Below are 16,918 nucleotides of genomic sequence, written 5' to 3' on the forward strand. Positions count from 1 at the left end.
GCATGATATATTAGCCAGATTTTTATTACGAAGAGGTTAAGCAATTTTTTTGTCTTTTTATTCTTTTTAAAATATAATTCCCTAAATAATAAAAAAAGGTTTTTTATGGAATTTGATGTTTGGTTAACTCTTTTTTTAGCTTCTTTAGCAATCTCAATTTCACCTGGAGCGGGTGCTGTTGTTTCTATGAACTATGGAATCAATTATGGACTTAAAAAATCATATGCTGCAATTATGGGCTTACAAGCTGGACTATTTATACAAACTTTTGTTGTAGTTATTGGACTTGGGGCATTAATAGCAAAATCTGTTATGATTTTTAATATAATTAAATGGATTGGAGTTGCTTATTTAGTTTATCTAGGTCTTTCAAAAATATTTGAAAAAGTTGAAATGCCAGAAGAAGGTGAACATTTAAGAAAATATAATGCAAAAAAAGCTTTTTTAACTGCTACGTTAATAAATTTGACCAATCCTAAAGCAACAGTTTTTTTAGTTGCATTTATTCCACAATTTTTAAATCCAAATGAATCTTTATGGCTACAGTTTTTAATTATTATTACAACTTTATGTATTATAGATGTATTTGTAATGACAGGTTATTCATCTATGGCTTCTAAATTAAAATTCTTAATAAAAGATGTAAAAGCGATAAAAATTCAAAACAGAATTACTGGTTCTTTTTTAATTTTAGCAGCAATTTTTATGTCTACAGCAAAAAAAGCTTAAACTTTTAAAAAATTCTCAAATTTCTAGAAGTCTCTTTTAGTGGGACTTCTTTAGTTTTCCTTTAATACTAACTAGTACTAAAATTATCTTAAGCCCTTGACAAGAACTACTAATTAGTACTATAATTTCATCAGGAGTTATCATATGGAAAAAAGAAGTTTAATCAGTTACGGTAAAAAAACCGACCAAGCAATGAAAACATGGGTTCAAATAGTAAAAACTTATAATAGATTTGCTACACAAGAGATTAAATATTTTTCAGAACATAACTTGACGTTTATTCAGTTTAAAGTACTTGAAGTTCTTTATCATAGGGGTGATTTATCTATTGGGGCTATTACCAAGTTTACAATGAGTACACCAGGTAATATTACAGTTGTTGTAAAAAACCTAAAAAGAGATGGATGGATTACAGCAGTACCAAATCCTGAAGATAAAAGGGCAAGTATTTTATCTATTAGCCAAAAAGGTAAAGATAAAATGAAATCACTTTTCCCTCATCATGCAAAAAATATCCATGAGTATATGGATGTATTAGATGAGGACGAGTTAGATACTTTATACGGTTTGTTGAGAAAAGTTTACAAAGCTTAGTAAACTTTTTTTTAACTTAATATTACTAATTAGTAATTTAAAATAAGGAGATATATTATGAAACTAATAAAACTAGGAATGGCATCGATTTTAGCAGCAGGTGCATTATATGCAGGAAATTATGTTGTTGACCCAAGTCACTCAAATGTTAACTTTAAAGTTAAACACTTAATGATTTCAAATGTTACAGGAAACTTTTCTCAGTTTGAGGGAAAATTTGAATATGATGAAAAAACAAATACACTTAAAGCACTAAGTGGTAAAGTAGATGTTGCTTCAATAGATACAGATAATGAAAAAAGAGATAAGCACTTAAAATCTGATGATTTTTTTGCTGTAGAAAAATACCCATCAATCACTTTTGATTTAACTGAAGTAAAAGGTGATAAAGCTCATGGTAAATTTACAATGAGAGGAGTAACTAAAGACGTTGTTTTTGATTTAGAAACTGCTGGGGCAACAATCACAGATCCATGGGGAAATGTTAGAACTGGTTTAACAATAACTGGAGAAATCAACAGAAAAGATTATGGTGTTAACTGGAACAAAGCTTTAGAGGCTGGTGGTGTTGTAGTTAGTGAAAATGTAAAAATCATGATTGATTTAGAAGGTATTGCACAATAATTAAAAAGGAGTAGAAAAGAATATGTTACCAAGTATATTTGTTTCACATGGTTCACCAATGTTGATGTTAAGAGATAATAGTACTACAGAATTTTTTCAAAACTTACCATCAACATTTAAAAAACCTAAATTTATCTTGGTAATATCTGCTCACTGGGTGACAAAAAATTTGAATATATTATATGAAGAGTCACCCTCTTTAATCTATGACTTTTATGGTTTTCCAAATGAGTTATATAGTTTAAAATATAAAGCAAAAAATGATATAAAAAAGAGTGATGAGATTATCTCACTCTTTGAACAAAATGGAATTAATATTGAAAAAGATACAAAAAGAGGTGGTTATGATCATGGGGTATGGTCAATTTTAAGATTTATGTACCCGGATGCTGATATTCCAGTTCTTCAATTATCAATTCCACAAAATTTCACTGAAGTTGATTTTTTAAAACTAGGGGAAATCTTACAAACAGTAAGAGAAGATACCTTGATTATAGGAAGTGGTACATTAACTCATAATCTAATGGATAGAAATAGAGATGAAGATACAAGAGATATAAAAGAGTACTCTATACAATTTCATGATTTTATTGTTGAAAATTTAAAAGTAGGAGATTATGAAAACCTAATTAAGAGGGTACCATTCTTAAAACAAAACCACCCTACTTTAGAACACTTTCTACCACTATTAGTAAACATTGGTAGTTCTAAAGATAAAATTGGAGAAAGTGCAAATAACGTTTATATGTATGGAAATTTATCTATGGATAGTATAATATTTAAAGGATGAGAAATGGAAATCTCAGCAAAGGATAGAGCAAAAGGTGCTATTTTAGGTGCTTTTATTGGTGATGCAATAGCACTTGGATGTCACTGGTATTATGATTTAGAAGAACAATATAAAGATTATGGAAAATGGATAACAGATTTTACTAGTCCTAAAAAAGGAAGATACCATGAAAATGAAAAAAAAGGTAACCTTTCTCAATCAGGATATATTTTAAAATTAATGATTAAATCGATAATTGATAATAATGGTTATGACCAAGAGGATTTCTGTAAAAAATTAGATACTGAATTATTTACAAAAATAGATGGAAATCCAATGTCGGGACCTGGAGGATATACTTCTCAATCAATAAGAGAAGTTTATAGGCAAAGAGTAGAGCAAAAACTCTCATGGGATAAAGTTGGTAGTCGAGCTGATACAACAGAAGCTATTGAGCGAACTTTAGCCTTAGCAATTAGATATGCATATGAACCAAAAATGTTAGCAAAAACAATTTCACATAATACATTTTTAACTCAAGTTGATGATATTGTTGGTTCAATGACAGTGGCATATGGAGCAGTTTTAGCGCAACTAGTAAAAGGTGAAGTATTAGATAAAGATATTTCAACCAAACTTATGAAGATGGTAAAAAGTGGTGACCTTCCCTTTCACGCAGTAACATCGGATAATTTACAAGCACCAAAACCTGGTAGTAAAGACCCTTCAAATATTGGGCTTTTTGCTTCACCTGATGCACTTTTATCTCCATCATATATGGCACAAGCTGCACAAGATGAAGATATAAAAATTGAACCAGCTTGGAAAGTTTCACTTGTATATGGTATGCCTTGTGCTATTTATCATATGCTTCCTGCTTGTTATTATTTAGCAGCAAGATTTAAAAATGATTTTGAATCTGCGATATTAGATGCTCTAAATGGTGGAGGACAAAACCAAGCTAGATCTATCTTAACAGGTACTTTAGTTGGTGCACAAGTAGGTTTTCAAAATATTCCTCAAAGATTTATTGATGGATTAAATGAAAAAGATGAATTATTAAAACTAGCAGATGAACTTGCTAGTCAAATATAAATTATGTATTAGTAAGGATAAAAAATGATTATGATATTTGTATCAAGTTTAAATGAAAATGTAAAACTTGCAGAAAGAATTGAAAAACAATTAAATGGTAAAAATCATGATACTAAGATTGTTAATTTAGTTGAATTAGATTTACCAATGTATGATACTAATAAAGAACAAAATGATGGTATTCCTAAAAAAGCTCTTGATTTAGCAAAAGAGATGGAAGAAGCACAAGGTTATATTTTTGTTTCTCCTGAATATAACTTTAGTGCACCCCCTGTGTTACTAAATATGATAGCTTGGATTTCAAGAATTGGTGATAATTTTAGAGTATTATTTGCTCTTAAGAAGATCCAACTTGCAACTCACTCAGGAAGTAATGGAGTTGATTTTCTAAATACATTTAGAAACCAATTAACAAGACTAGGTGCCATTGTAATGCCTAGGGATATTGTCACAAGCTATACAGTTACAATGGGAAATGAGAGTTTAGAAAAAATTTTAAACCAATACTATTTATTATTAAAAGAGTAAATTATGATAAAAAAATTAAATAAAGAAAATATGGGAACATCTAATCTTGGTTGGCTTGAAAGCCGTTTCCATTTTAGTTTTGCTCAATACTATAACCCTCAAAACATCAATTTTGGATGTTTAAGGGTTTTAAATGATGATATCATTCACCCAGATTCTGGATTTGACACACATCCCCATGAAAACATGGAAATAGTAACATATATTACTCAAGGGGAATTAACCCATAAAGATTCCATGGGAAATGAAGAGACTTTAACAAGGGGTGAAGTTCAATATTTAAGTGCTGGAAATGGTATATTTCATAGTGAGCATAACCTAAATAAAACAGAAGATTTAAAACTACTTCAAATTTGGATAATACCTCCTAAAAAAGGTTTAGCAAAATTGTATGGTTCCCATAGATTTAAAAAAGAAGAACGTGAAAATAAACTTTTAAATATAGTCTCTTCTAAAAATGGTAATGCTCCAATAAAGCTATACCAAGAGGTAAGTTTTTATGTTAGTGAGTTAAATGATTCTAAAGAATTAAGTTATGAAATTGCCCCAAATAGACAAATTTATTTTGTTCAAATTGAAGGAAGTTCTACCATAAATGAAATAGTTTTAGAAAATGGTGATGCTTGTGAAATTACAGAAGAGAATCTATTAAAAATAAAAGCAATAGAAAACTCTCATTTTTTATTTATTGAAATGGAAGCAAGATAAAATCTTTCTTCCATTTTTAAGAGAAAAGTTTTAAACCTATTATTCCTAAAACTATAAATAAAATAGAGATCACCTTTGGTATATTAAAAGATGTTCCTAAATAAAAATATTCAATAATAACAAGGGTTGAGATACCTATTGCACACCAAACAGAATAAGCAACTCCAACAGGTAGTACTTTCATTGATTTTGAAAGTAAGAAAAAACTACTTAATACTAAAATCAAAGTAAAAAAAGTAGGCAAGGGTTTAGTAAATCCTTCACTAAACTTTAACCCCATTGCCCATAAAGCTTCAAGTAATCCTGCAATAACAAGAAAACCCCAAGCTAAATTAACTGTTGTCATACAAAGGCTCTCCAACTACCAAGTTCACTTATTTCTTTTGCATCTTTCACAAAATCTGCTTCACATAAGAAACCATATACAAAAGATTCATCTTCTAAAAAAACACTTCCAATTCCTAAAGGTGAAGCAATCATTTTCATAAACTTACCAAAATTTTCAACTGGCATTGACCAAACCTCTACTTCAATCTGAGTTGAAGCAGAGCTATCATAAATCATCCCTGGTCTTATTGGGTCTTTATTTTCAAGTACATATAGTCTATAACCTTTTTTTGTTTTTGTTTTTTTAACTAATTTACTTTCTAATTGTGTTAATTGCCAGTTTAATGGTAAGCCACTCATATGTGCTCCACAAACTCCAACTAATATTTCATTTTCATTCATATTAATCCTTTAAATATGTTTCACAATAATCTAATACTTTTTCTTCTTCAAACTTGTCTGAAACAATAGAAATACCAAAAGGTAAACCATTTTTTCTAAATCCTGCAGGAATTGCTAAAGCACACAAATCAAGAAGATTCATATAATTTGTGTAATACCCAAGATTTGTATTTAATGCAATAGGGTCAGCATTTACCTCATTAATCTTATAAATAGTTCCTGTTGTGGGAGTTAATAAAAACTCATAATCTAAAAAGATTTTATCTGCATATTTTCTATTTTTCTTTAGAGTATATTCTGATTCAAAATAGTTAATAGCATCTATTTTATCTCCACCTGAAATGATTTTTCTAACAGTTGGTTCTACAACTTCAGCAGTTTTTGTAATAGTCTCTTTAATAGCTATATATCGCTCAGTTACCCAAGGTCCACTATAAAGTAAATTTGCACTTTCATTAAATGGTTCATAATCTATTTCGTAAGCTTCTCCACCTAAAGATTCAAATTTCTCAACAGCTTTTTCAAATAAAACTCTTGCTTCACCATCACCAAAGAACATTAATTGTTCTTTTTTAGGAATCGCAAATTTAAACTTCTCTTTTACACTATTTTCTTTTGCTTCGTAAACTCTACTATATATATCTTCTTCATCATATTTATTAATTATCTCAAATACAGTTTTAACAGAATCTAACTCTTTAGAAAAAACAGTTACACAATCTAAACTCCTACAAGCTGGAACAACACCACTTGTACTAACAACTCCTTTTGTTGCTTTTAATCCTATTAGATTATTAAAAGCAGCAGGAACTCTACCACTTCCAGCAGTATCTGTTCCAAGGGAGAAACTTGCCATTTCTAAGGCTACTGAAACTGCACTTCCAGAACTTGACCCACCTGAAATATACTCAGGATAAATTGAGTTTTTACACTCCCCATATGGGCTTCTAGTCCCAACTAATCCTGTAGCAAATTGGTCAAGGTTTGTTTTTCCAATAGGGATTGCACCAGCATCAATCAATCTTTGTACAACAAAAGCTGATTTTGTAGGAACATATTCATACTCTTTACAAGCTGCAGTTGTTGGAATATTTTCTAAATCTATATTATCTTTTATAGCAAAAGGGATTCCATATAATGGATAATCTTCAATATCTTTATCACTTAAATTTTTAATGTAAGTTTCCATTTGTTCATCACTTAAAGTATAAATCCATATATTATGATTTTCATACTCTTTTATTCTTTCTTTTATTGATAAGATTACTTCTTTTACTGTAATCTCTTTTTTTAGATAAGACTCTCTTAAACTATTAATATTTAAATTCATTTTTGTCCTTAAAAAATGTCCCATTTTTGAAGGGACCAATTAATTCTTAACTTCTTTTAACATGATTTATAAAAAATCATTAAAGAAGCAAATCCTAAAGAGAGCTAACGAGTAGCTCTATTTCTTTATCACAACTAGTACATCACCACTATTGATATTATCACCCTCTTTATAAAGAATTTGCGATACTGTCCCAGATACTTCAGCTTCTATTTCAACTTCCATCTTCATAGATTCTAAGATAACTAAAACATCTCCTGATTTAATTTTATCTCCAACTTTTACTTCTATTTTCCAAATATTTCCAGCCATGATTGATTCAACTGCCTCTTCATCATCAGCTAAGATAATCTCATCTTTATCCATAACTGCTTCAATAGAAGTGTTAAAACTATCTAAGCCCTTTTCTTTCCACATTTGTCTTTCATCTTCAAATGCTTTTTGTCTTTTCATTTGAAAAGTATCTGATTTTTCTTTGTTTTTTTCAAGAAACTTTTTATACTCTTTTAATTTAAAACTTTTCTCTTCAATTGTTAAAGAAAATTTTCCATATAAAAACTTATCTCTAATATTTTCTAACTCTTCATTTGTTACAGGATAAAATTTTACTTGATCAAAAAATCTTAATAACCATGGTTTTTCAAACTCTTTTGTAGATCTAAATTTGTTCCACATTTGTAAAGTTCTACCAAATAGTTGATACCCTCCAGGCCCTTCCATACCATATACACACATATATGCTCCACCAATACCAACAGAGTTTTGTGCTGTCCATGTACGGGCTGGATTATATTTAGTAGTAACTACTCTATGTGATGGATCAAGGGGAGTTGCAACAGGAGCTCCAAGATAAACATCACCTAGTCCTAAAACTAAATAATCAGCTTCAAAAACAATATTTTTAACATCTTCTTTATTCTCCAAACCATTTATTCTTTTTATAAAATCGATATTTGAAGGACACCAAGGGGCATTTGGTCTTACACCCTGTTGATATTTATCAATTGCCTTTTGAATTGATGGGTCATTCCATGAAAGTGGTAACCATACTGTTCTTGAGTCAACCTCTAAGTTTTCAATATCTTTTAATGAGTTTACGGTATTAATTACCGTTTTTAAAATCTTTTCACGGCTAATTATTTGTGAATTAAAATGTATTTGTAAACTTCTAATTCCTGGTGTTAAATCAATAATTCCATCTAAATTAGACTCTTCAAAACGATTCATAAGTGCATGAATAAAAAATCTTAACTCAATATCAAGTTTTAACTCCCCTGCTTCAATTAAAATAAACTCATTTCCAGCAGCTCTAATTGTAATATCAATATCAAGTTCTTTAAACTTCATACTCTCAATAATTGGTGTTTGTTTTTCAACATCAAAATCAATAATATACTCTTTTAATTTTGGTAAATATCCATTTGTTGAAATTGCCTCTTCATAGGCTTTATTCATTAAGTCTGCATTTTTTAAACTAACAGGCTTGAATTTGATTTTATCACCAGCTTTTAATTGTCCTACTTTATATAACTCACAAGAGATAATTGTAACGGGACAAACAAAGCCCCCAAGGCTTGGCCCATCAGGTCCAAGTATTACAGGTTGGTCACCTGTAAAATCAATAGTACCAAAGGCATAGGCATTATCATGGATATTTGAAGGGTGAAGACCAGCTTCCCCTCCATCTTCCCTAGCCCATTTTGGAGATGGTCCAATAAGTCTTACCCCTGTTCTACTTGAATTAAAGTGAACTTCCCATGAAGTATCTAGAAAAGTTTCTATATCCTCTTTTGTGAAAAAATCAGGTGCTCCATGGGGTCCATAAACAACACCTATTTCCCATTCATTACTTAAATTTGGAGTATCTTTTAAATCTACAATCTCTTTATTTTTAATTTCATTAAAACTTAAAACATCACCAGCTTTTAAAGCTCTTCCTCCATGTCCCCCAAACTCACCTAAGGTGAAAGTTGAAGCACTTCCAAGATATTTTGCAGTATCAAAACCACCTAAAATAGCTAAATATGTTCTATTTCCATCTCCAACTACTTTTTTAAACTCTAATATATCATCAGCTTTTACATCTATTGCTTTAAACATATCTATATCTTGCCCATTTAGTTTAGCTTGCATATTAGCTCCACCAATGGCAATAGTTGTTTTGGCTCTAAATTTGTAACTTGCACCCATAAAAGTCATCTCTATAAATGGTGCATTTTCACTATTTCCTAAAAGTTGATTTAGTAATCTTGGAGTTAAACTATCCATAGCTCCTGATGGTGGAATACCAACAGCCCAAAAGCCAAGTCTACTTGGATAATCTTGAATAGTTGTTAAGGTTCCAGATTTTAAAATATCCACTTTTAAAGGTTTATAATCAAAACCATCTAAAACCTTTGTATAAAATTTTGAGTTAATAAAAAAGTCTTCTTTAGAAATATCTTCTAAATATGAAAGGTTTGATTCAATTCCATAAATTCTACTTGTATTTAAAACCTCTTGTAGTTTTAAAATATTCTCTTCTCTAGTATCACTTACAGTTATAAGTTTTGCTAGCAAAGGATCATAAAAAGAGCTAACTTCACATCCATCTTCTATCCAAGTATCAACTCTAACATCATTTGGTAATTCAACTTTTGTGATTAGTCCAGTACTAGGTTGGAAATTTTTACTTGCATCTTCTGCATAAACTCTAACTTCAATAGCATGTCCCTTTGGATTATGTTCATAATTTATAAGTGGAGTATTATCACCTGCTGCTATTTTTATCATCCATTCAACTAAATCAACACCACAAACCTCTTCAGTAATCCCATGTTCAACTTGTAATCTTGTATTAACTTCTAAAAAGTAAAACTTATTTGTTTTTGTATCATAGATATATTCAACGGTACCAGCACTTTTATAATCAACTGCCTTTGCTAGTTTAAAAGAAGCTTCAAAAAGTTGTTCTCTTAATTCATCTGAAATTAGAGGAGAGGGAGTTTCTTCTATAACCTTTTGGTTTCTTCTTTGAATAGAACAATCCCTTTCACCTAACGTTTTAACATTACCTTTTCCATCACCAAAAATTTGAACCTCTATGTGTCTAGCAGTTTCAATATACTTTTCTAAAAAAACTCCACTATTACTAAAATTTGAGCCAGCTAATTTAATAACTGAATCAAAAGCATCAACTAATTCATCCTCACTAAAACAAAGCTTCATACCAATACCACCACCTCCGGCAGTACTTTTTAACATAACGGGATATCCAATATTTAAAGCAGTTTTTTTAGCAATTTCCAGTGAATCTAATAATTCACTCCCTTCAAGTAAAGGAACACCACTATTTTTTGCAATAGCTCTTGCTGTGTGTTTTAAACCAAACTCTTCAATATGTTTTGAGTTTGGGCCTATAAAAACTATATTATTCTCTTCACATTTTTTTACAAACTCAACATTTTCACTTAAAAATCCATATCCAGGGTGGATTGCATCTACACCATTATCTTTACAAATTTTTATAATCTTTTCATAGTCTAAATATGTTTCATTTAATGATGTTCCATTTAAAGGAATTGAAATATCGGCATTCATCACAAATGAAGCATGTTTATCAGCTTCACTATAAATAGCAACTGATTCAATACCCATTTTCTTTAAAGTTTTTATAATTCTATTTGCTATTTCTGCACGGTTTGCTATTAAAACTTTTTTAAACACTTTATATCCTTAAGCTTTAGTTTATAGATTGGGCCGTCCCAAGTGAGTTATATTTTGTAAGTCGTCCCACAAAATAAAAAGATAAGGCTCTTTTAAACCATATTCTTTTAATCTTCCCAAATAAGTAATTGAATAGGAGTTGGGTTATATCCATTACAAGGGTTATTTAACTGTGGACAGTTTGAAATCATCACAAGTGTATCCATAAGAGCAACCATCTCTACATAATCACCTGGTTTTGAAATACCATCAACAATAGCTAAATGTCCATTCTCTTCAACAGGAACATTCATAAAAAAGTTAATATTATTTGTAATATCTTTTGGGCTCATTTCAAGCTCACCAACCAAAGTTAAATAGTTATCTCTACAAGAGTGCATATACTTTTTATCAAGTCCAAATCTAACTGAGTTACTCTCAGCACTACAATGTCCACCTAAAGTATCGTGGTTTCCACAAGTATCCTCTACAACTTCCATTAAAACATTGTCATCATTTGAAATTAGTTTCGTTCCTGTTGTTATAAAAATAGAACCTTGTTCTCTAATTGTATCTGTTGCGCTGTATCTATCTGAATAATCATTATTGTTGTAAAAAAGTGTATCAACAGCTTGACAACCTTCTAAATCAACTATTCTAAATCTTTGACCTTTCTTAATTACACCAGACCATGGAAGTCCTGAAAGTAGTTTTTCATTATAAATTGCAGTTTCAATATTTTTTGACATCTTTTTATCCTTATACAAAATATCTATTAGTGTTTTGGAAACCTCTTTTAGCTTCCTGAGAGTAACTTGTGTAGTCTTCATCTTTAAAAGGTACTGTATCAAAGATTGTAATCTCCACATCACTGGGATTGTAAGTTCCACTTTTATCCATTGCATGTGGTGTATTTGAAAGTACTAATAAAACATCCATATGTGCAGTTAATTCAATATAATCACCTTCTTTAGCACATCTATCACTTAGAACTAAATTTGACCCCTCTTTTACGTCTACTTTTCTAAATAGATTAAGAGCTGGAATCATATCTTTTTTACCCATACCATATTTCCCAAGTTCAATTAAAAAATTTTCTCTATCAGATTTATGGTAACCATTTCTACAACTATCATATGTTGCTTCACCACCAAAATTTTCTTTTATAATTCTAGGATTTGAGATACCCCCTAAAGAATCAAGTAAACCATCGGTTGTATCATCGCTAATTGCAAATAAAACCCTTCCCATTTCTGAAAAAAGACATTTTTCTTTTCCTAAAAAGGCATTCCATTGAATCTTTACTGTATCCGCACTATTAAATCTTTCATATGAGTTTGAAGCGTTGTAGAACATAGCACTTAAACTTGCATTATCTCCTAATGCTTTTAATTGAATAGTTTGACCTCTTCTTATGATTTTCGACCATTTAACACTTGAATATAAAATTTCATTTAATACAATATTATTACTCTTCATTTTTATTTCCTATTTTCTTTTATTACTTGCATCTGCATCACTAACAATTGTTGAACCAAATCTATTTGGGTAATCTTTATCAACTTTTATTTTGTCAAATACTAAAACCCTATGGGCTAATTTAAAGGCTTCGCCTATATCATGAGTTACCATCACAACCCCAAAATTTAATTTTGAGTGAATATCTAAAAGTAACTCATGCATATCTAAACTAATACCCGGATCTAATGCACCAAATGGTTCATCAAGAAGTAAAAGTTTTGGTTTTTTTACTAGTGATTGTGCAATTGACAATCTTTGTTTCATTCCACCACTTAATTCATGGGGAAACTTTTTTCTTGCATCTTTTAAACCAACAGCTTCTAATATCTCATCAGCTGTCTCCATAGCTTTTTTCTTTTCATCTCCAAAGAGTTTTCCAAGAAATTTTGACTTTTCAAACTCTAAACCAATAACTACATTATCAATCACATTTAAGTGACTAAGTGTTGAGTATCGCTGAAATACAATACCCCTTTCATCACTTGGCTCCTTTGGATAATCTTTACTTTCAAAATAAAGTTGACCTTTTGATGGTTCTTCAACACCTAAAAGCATTCTTAAAAATGTAGTTTTACCACATCCTGAAGGTCCTACAAGAGCGCAAAACTCACCCTCTTCCATTGAAAAATTCACGTTTTCTAAGATGATATTATCACCATAGATTTTCCATAGATTCTTTGCTTTAACCAAACTCATAATTACTCCTTACCAAACCAAGGAAATAGTCTTTGGTTAAATTGTCTTAGGATAAAATCTATTAAAAATGCTAATAGTGTAATCCATATAACATAAGGTAAAATCACATCCATAGCAAGATATCTTCTTACTAAAAAGATTCTATAACCTAAACCTTCAGTTGCTGCAATTGCTTCAGCTGAAATAAGAAATATCCATGCAGTTCCAAGTGTAATTCTAATTGCATCAATCAATCTTGGTAATATTTGTGGAGTTATAACTCTTAAAATAATATGCCATGTATTTGCGCCTAGTGTTTGAACTTTTATAATTTGCTCACTTGGAATCTCTTTTACTCTTTGGTAAATCTCCCTTGTCATAATTGGAGCAACTCCAAGTATAATAAGAACAACTTTTGAAACCTCACCTAATCCAAATACGATAAATAGTATAGGCAGCATTGCCATTGTTGGTATCAAAGAAAAAAACCATATAAGCGGTGATACAGTTGAAGTCACATATGGAATAGTTCCTATTGCAATACCAACTGCTAAAGCAAACATAGCACTTATAATTACACCCATTGCAAGTCTTTTTAAACTAGATAGTGTGTCATTTAAAAGTATGTATTCGCCACTTCTTTTGCTCTTCTCAAAAGCCATTTTACTCATAGAATTGATGCTCTTTTCAATAGAAGGTAGCAGTTTATCATTTGGATTTTCAGCCAATCTTGCATTGGATGCCCCAATGTAAACCACCGCAATCAAAAGAAAAGGCAGAAGCCCCAAAAACAAATTTGTTGTTTTTGAAGGGACTTGATTAATTAACCTTTTCATTGATTATCCTAATTACAGCTTCCCGTCAGCTGCCATTTTCATATATGTATCATCAAATCTTAATTTGATATTTCCTTTATCTCCAACTACTTTTCCATTAGGGAACTCAATTCCTACAAAACCGTAATCACTTGCACCCTCTCCATATAATCCATGATCAAATGAGAATTTAGCTACAAACTCCATAGTTTTTGCAATATCATCAGAGTTGTTAAACTCAACTGCATCAGCAGGGTTATAATACATATTTGTAGTTTTTAATTGGTCTTCAAAACCAGCTAAATCAGTACCAGATGCTTTTGCCATAATTGTTTTAGCATCTTTTGATTCTTTTGTATCAGAATTCATTAAAGCCATCATCTCATACCATGCTCCAACTAACGCTTTACCAAATGCTGGATTATCTTTTAAAGTTTGAGTATTTACAACCATTAAGTCAATGATTTCTCCTGGAATATCTGAAGAGTTAAATAGATTATTTGCCTTTGGCATAGCTAATATTTCACTTACTTGTGGTTTCCAAGTTACAACAGAAGATACATCAGCAGTTGTATAAGCTGAAACCATATCAGCATCAGATGTATTTACAACAGTAATATTTTTTTCACTCATACCATTTTTTTCTAATCCTCTAGCAAGTAGATAGTGAGAAATTGATAATTCAACTAAGTTTACATTTGTACCTTTTAACTCTTTAATAGATTTAGCATCTTTTGAAATAACAACATCGTTACCATTTGAAAAGTCACCAATAATCAATGAAGTAGAATCAACTCCACCAGCTGCAGGGATTCCTAATGCATCTGTATTAGCCATTGTACATCCATCAAATTCACCAGCACTAAATTGATTAATTGATTCAATATAATCATTGATTTGAACAATCTCTACATTGATACCATATTTAGTTGCCCATTTATCCATGATTTTTTGTGATTCTATAACATCCCATGGCATCCAACCAACATAAATACTCCATGCAACTTTAAAATCTTTTTTAGTCTCAGCAAAAAGTGAACTTGTAGTTAGCCCTAAGAATAGAACAGACAGTGTCAGTACTTTGAAAAGTTTTGTGAAAGAAGATGATTTCATCTTTAATTCTCCTAATTAGAATTTAAAACACATCAAGAGGTCTAAACCTCCCGGGCTTTTATCCCTCCGTGTAACTCTAATTATGAGTCGCAAGCTCTCGGACCAGTCATCTAAATTATAGATCGGAACCCTAGCTTCCTTTTGTAGTTTTGAAATGAGGCTTAGCCTCTAATATGTTTTGTTGTTTAAATTGTAATTGATTAAATTAATTTCTTCAAGGGAAGAACTGTATAAAGTTTATACAGTTCTAAAAATTAAGGTTTGATATATGCATAACCTTGAGACTGTAAAATAGCAAGTTCGGCAACTCCACTTGCAACAATATCACCTTCACTTACATCATAAAGGTCATCTTCAAAATTTATATTTTTACCTTTTAATGTATTTGCACAAACACTAAAAGTGATACCTTGATCTTTTAATCCTGAAATTTTTGCCTGCGTTTGCTCATTTGCATTTCCATACTTTAATTTTGTTTTTGCCAGTGATTCTGGGTCAAGAAGTAAACTTAATCCATTACCATGTAAAACAACTTTTATGTCAAGATTCTCTTTTCCAACTGCATTAATATGATTTTGAATATTTCTTAATGCCCCTGCTTGGTGTTTTGGATTATCATAGTTAATATGATAAACAACTTTTTGTTTTACTGTTTGGGCATTTGCAAATCCAAATGTACCTAATATCAACAGTGTACTTAGTAAAAATTTTAAATTAAAAAATTTCATGCTATCTCCTATTTTAATTTAATCAATCATATCATCAAGGGATTAAACTACAAATTACAATTTTTAGTTTAATAAAAAAGTTCAATATACTTTAAGTAATAATTATATATTAAATTAATCAAGATTATACACTATTGATATGAAGGGATTTAAATAGATTTTATATTAAATAAATAGATTTTATATGGATTACCAAATAGATATAAATAATATATATAATCTATGATACAATACGCCTATGAAAGAAAAAGTACTTATAAATGGCGTAGGAAGAATAGGAAAATCTGTTTTAATCCAACTTCTTCAAAAAAAAGAATATGAGATTGTTATAATAAATGAAATAAATCCATACATAGAAAATATAGTTTATTCAATAAATTATGACTCAACATATGGTAGTTTAGAGGATAAGTTCAAAGTTGTTGATAAAAGCTATATTCAAAATACTCAAACAAAAATAAAAATCACAAACCATTCAAGTTTACTTGATGCTGATTTAAGTAATATCGATATTATAGTTGATTCAAGTGGAGTTAAAACTAATATAGACAAACTAAAAAACTTACCTGTTAAAGCTGTTTTTTTAAGCCATCCAAATGCCCAAGCAGATATCAATATTATCTTAGGAGTAAATGAACAAGAGCTTGATAAACAAAAACACAAAATCATTTCAACAAGTTCATGCAATGCCACTGCTTTATTACCTGCACTTAAAATTATTGATAAAAAGAAAAAAATTATCTGTGGTGACATTATTACTATTCACCCATTATTGAATCACCAAAGGGTTTTAGATGGACATTTTGTAGGAAGTTCAACAAGAGATGTTGAATATAACTTTGAGTTTGGACGTTCTTCAACACAAAATATTATTCCAAATAAAACAACAACAATAAAAGCATGTTCATTTGTTGACTCAAAATTTAGTCATGAACTAATCGCTTCGAATTCTCTCAGGGTTCCAACAGATACAGTTGGAGCAATAAATGTAACACTTTTTGTAGAAAAAAGTTGTACAAAAGATGAGATAATCGAGATTTTTGAAGAGTATGAAAAGAATCAAAATTTTAATATTGTTCTAAATAATTTTGACCCACTTGTATCAAGTGATTTCAAAAAAGAGAATAAAACTACAATAATAGACCATAGATATACAGATGTAAAAAATGGCAAGATGATTAAACTTTTAGTTTGGTATGATAATGAATGGGGATATGCATCAAAAGTTACTGATATTATGAAATATCATTCAAAGAATTAAAAGAAAGAAGACATT

18 protein-coding genes and 1 riboswitch are annotated in these 16,918 nt (G+C 30.1%); of the genes, 8 read left to right on the forward strand and 10 right to left on the reverse strand.

Translation table 11 applies throughout. The features are described from left to right. Nucleotides 1-105 precede the first annotated feature (105 nt). From AC2TY9_RS02380 to AC2TY9_RS02410, 7 genes are all read left to right on the forward strand, one after another. Nucleotides 106-729 (forward strand): LysE family transporter, encoded by a 624-nt coding sequence (locus AC2TY9_RS02380; protein WP_489779262.1) that lies wholly within the window; start codon nt 106-108, stop codon nt 727-729. Between the two features lie 144 nt (nt 730-873). Beyond that, entirely contained in the window at nt 874-1,323 is a 450-nt protein-coding gene (locus AC2TY9_RS02385; RefSeq protein ID WP_489779263.1) for a MarR family winged helix-turn-helix transcriptional regulator, read from the forward strand. 57 nt (nt 1,324-1,380) lie between these two features. Next, complete coding sequence (locus AC2TY9_RS02390) at nt 1,381-1,947, forward strand: YceI family protein (protein ID WP_489779265.1); 567 nt, start codon at nt 1,381-1,383, stop codon at nt 1,945-1,947. A 22-nt stretch (nt 1,948-1,969) separates the two neighbouring features. Further along, on the forward strand, nt 1,970-2,737 hold the full coding sequence (locus AC2TY9_RS02395) for a DODA-type extradiol aromatic ring-opening family dioxygenase (RefSeq protein ID WP_489779266.1): 768 nt from the start codon (nt 1,970-1,972) through the stop codon (nt 2,735-2,737). Between the two features lie 3 nt (nt 2,738-2,740). After that, nucleotides 2,741-3,811: an ADP-ribosylglycohydrolase family protein gene (locus AC2TY9_RS02400; protein WP_489779268.1), complete on the forward strand. Its 1,071-nt coding sequence runs from the start codon at nt 2,741-2,743 to the stop codon at nt 3,809-3,811. A 24-nt stretch (nt 3,812-3,835) separates the two neighbouring features. After that, nucleotides 3,836-4,339, forward strand: a complete 504-nt coding sequence (locus AC2TY9_RS02405) for an NADPH-dependent FMN reductase (RefSeq protein WP_489779269.1) — start codon at nt 3,836-3,838, stop codon at nt 4,337-4,339. A gap of 3 nt (nt 4,340-4,342) precedes the next feature. Beyond that, nucleotides 4,343-5,047, forward strand: a complete 705-nt coding sequence (locus AC2TY9_RS02410; protein WP_489779271.1) for a pirin family protein — start codon at nt 4,343-4,345, stop codon at nt 5,045-5,047. A 16-nt stretch (nt 5,048-5,063) separates the two neighbouring features. Here the strand turns inward: AC2TY9_RS02410 and AC2TY9_RS02415 are convergent, their stop codons facing one another. From AC2TY9_RS02415 to AC2TY9_RS02460, 10 genes are all read right to left on the reverse strand, one after another. After that, entirely contained in the window at nt 5,064-5,393 is a 330-nt protein-coding gene (locus tag AC2TY9_RS02415) for a DMT family transporter (protein WP_489779273.1), read from the reverse strand. After that, nucleotides 5,390-5,776 (reverse strand): allophanate hydrolase-related protein, encoded by a 387-nt coding sequence (locus tag AC2TY9_RS02420; RefSeq protein ID WP_489779274.1) that lies wholly within the window; start codon nt 5,774-5,776, stop codon nt 5,390-5,392. The genes AC2TY9_RS02415 and AC2TY9_RS02420 overlap by 4 nt, the downstream gene beginning before the upstream one ends. A gap of 1 nt (nt 5,777) precedes the next feature. Then, on the reverse strand, nt 5,778-7,106 hold the full coding sequence (gene atzF, locus AC2TY9_RS02425) for an allophanate hydrolase (protein WP_489779275.1): 1,329 nt from the start codon (nt 7,104-7,106) through the stop codon (nt 5,778-5,780). 117 nt (nt 7,107-7,223) lie between these two features. Continuing rightward, nucleotides 7,224-10,811 (reverse strand): urea carboxylase, encoded by a 3,588-nt coding sequence (gene uca / locus AC2TY9_RS02430; RefSeq protein WP_489779277.1) that lies wholly within the window; start codon nt 10,809-10,811, stop codon nt 7,224-7,226. 107 nt (nt 10,812-10,918) lie between these two features. Next, nucleotides 10,919-11,539 carry an urea amidolyase associated protein UAAP2 gene (locus AC2TY9_RS02435; RefSeq protein ID WP_489779279.1) on the reverse strand — a complete coding sequence of 207 codons (621 nt, stop codon included), beginning with the start codon at nt 11,537-11,539 and terminating at the stop codon, nt 10,919-10,921. Nucleotides 11,540-11,549: 10 nt separating this feature from the next. Continuing rightward, on the reverse strand, nt 11,550-12,269 hold the full coding sequence (locus AC2TY9_RS02440; protein WP_489779281.1) for an urea amidolyase associated protein UAAP1: 720 nt from the start codon (nt 12,267-12,269) through the stop codon (nt 11,550-11,552). A gap of 9 nt (nt 12,270-12,278) precedes the next feature. Next, nucleotides 12,279-13,007, reverse strand: a complete 729-nt coding sequence (locus tag AC2TY9_RS02445; RefSeq protein WP_489779282.1) for an ATP-binding cassette domain-containing protein — start codon at nt 13,005-13,007, stop codon at nt 12,279-12,281. Between the two features lie 2 nt (nt 13,008-13,009). Further along, the gene (locus tag AC2TY9_RS02450) at nt 13,010-13,822 is read right to left on the reverse strand and encodes an ABC transporter permease (RefSeq protein WP_489779284.1); all 813 of its coding nucleotides are present in this window, start codon (nt 13,820-13,822) and stop codon (nt 13,010-13,012) included. Between the two features lie 12 nt (nt 13,823-13,834). Beyond that, nucleotides 13,835-14,914 carry a putative urea ABC transporter substrate-binding protein gene (locus AC2TY9_RS02455; RefSeq protein ID WP_489779286.1) on the reverse strand — a complete coding sequence of 360 codons (1,080 nt, stop codon included), beginning with the start codon at nt 14,912-14,914 and terminating at the stop codon, nt 13,835-13,837. 45 nt (nt 14,915-14,959) lie between these two features. After that, nucleotides 14,960-15,059: riboswitch (guanidine-I (ykkC/yxkD leader) on the reverse strand. 109 nt (nt 15,060-15,168) lie between these two features. Next, a complete protein-coding gene (locus tag AC2TY9_RS02460) occupies nt 15,169-15,642 on the reverse strand; it encodes a DsrE family protein (RefSeq protein WP_489779287.1) in 474 nt (157 codons plus the stop codon). Between the two features lie 238 nt (nt 15,643-15,880). Between AC2TY9_RS02460 and AC2TY9_RS02465 the strand changes: the two genes are divergently transcribed. Next, on the forward strand, nt 15,881-16,903 hold the full coding sequence (locus AC2TY9_RS02465; protein WP_489779288.1) for a glyceraldehyde 3-phosphate dehydrogenase NAD-binding domain-containing protein: 1,023 nt from the start codon (nt 15,881-15,883) through the stop codon (nt 16,901-16,903). Nucleotides 16,904-16,918 lie beyond the last annotated feature (15 nt).

This window comes from Arcobacter sp. ISO1 (assembly GCF_058105185.1).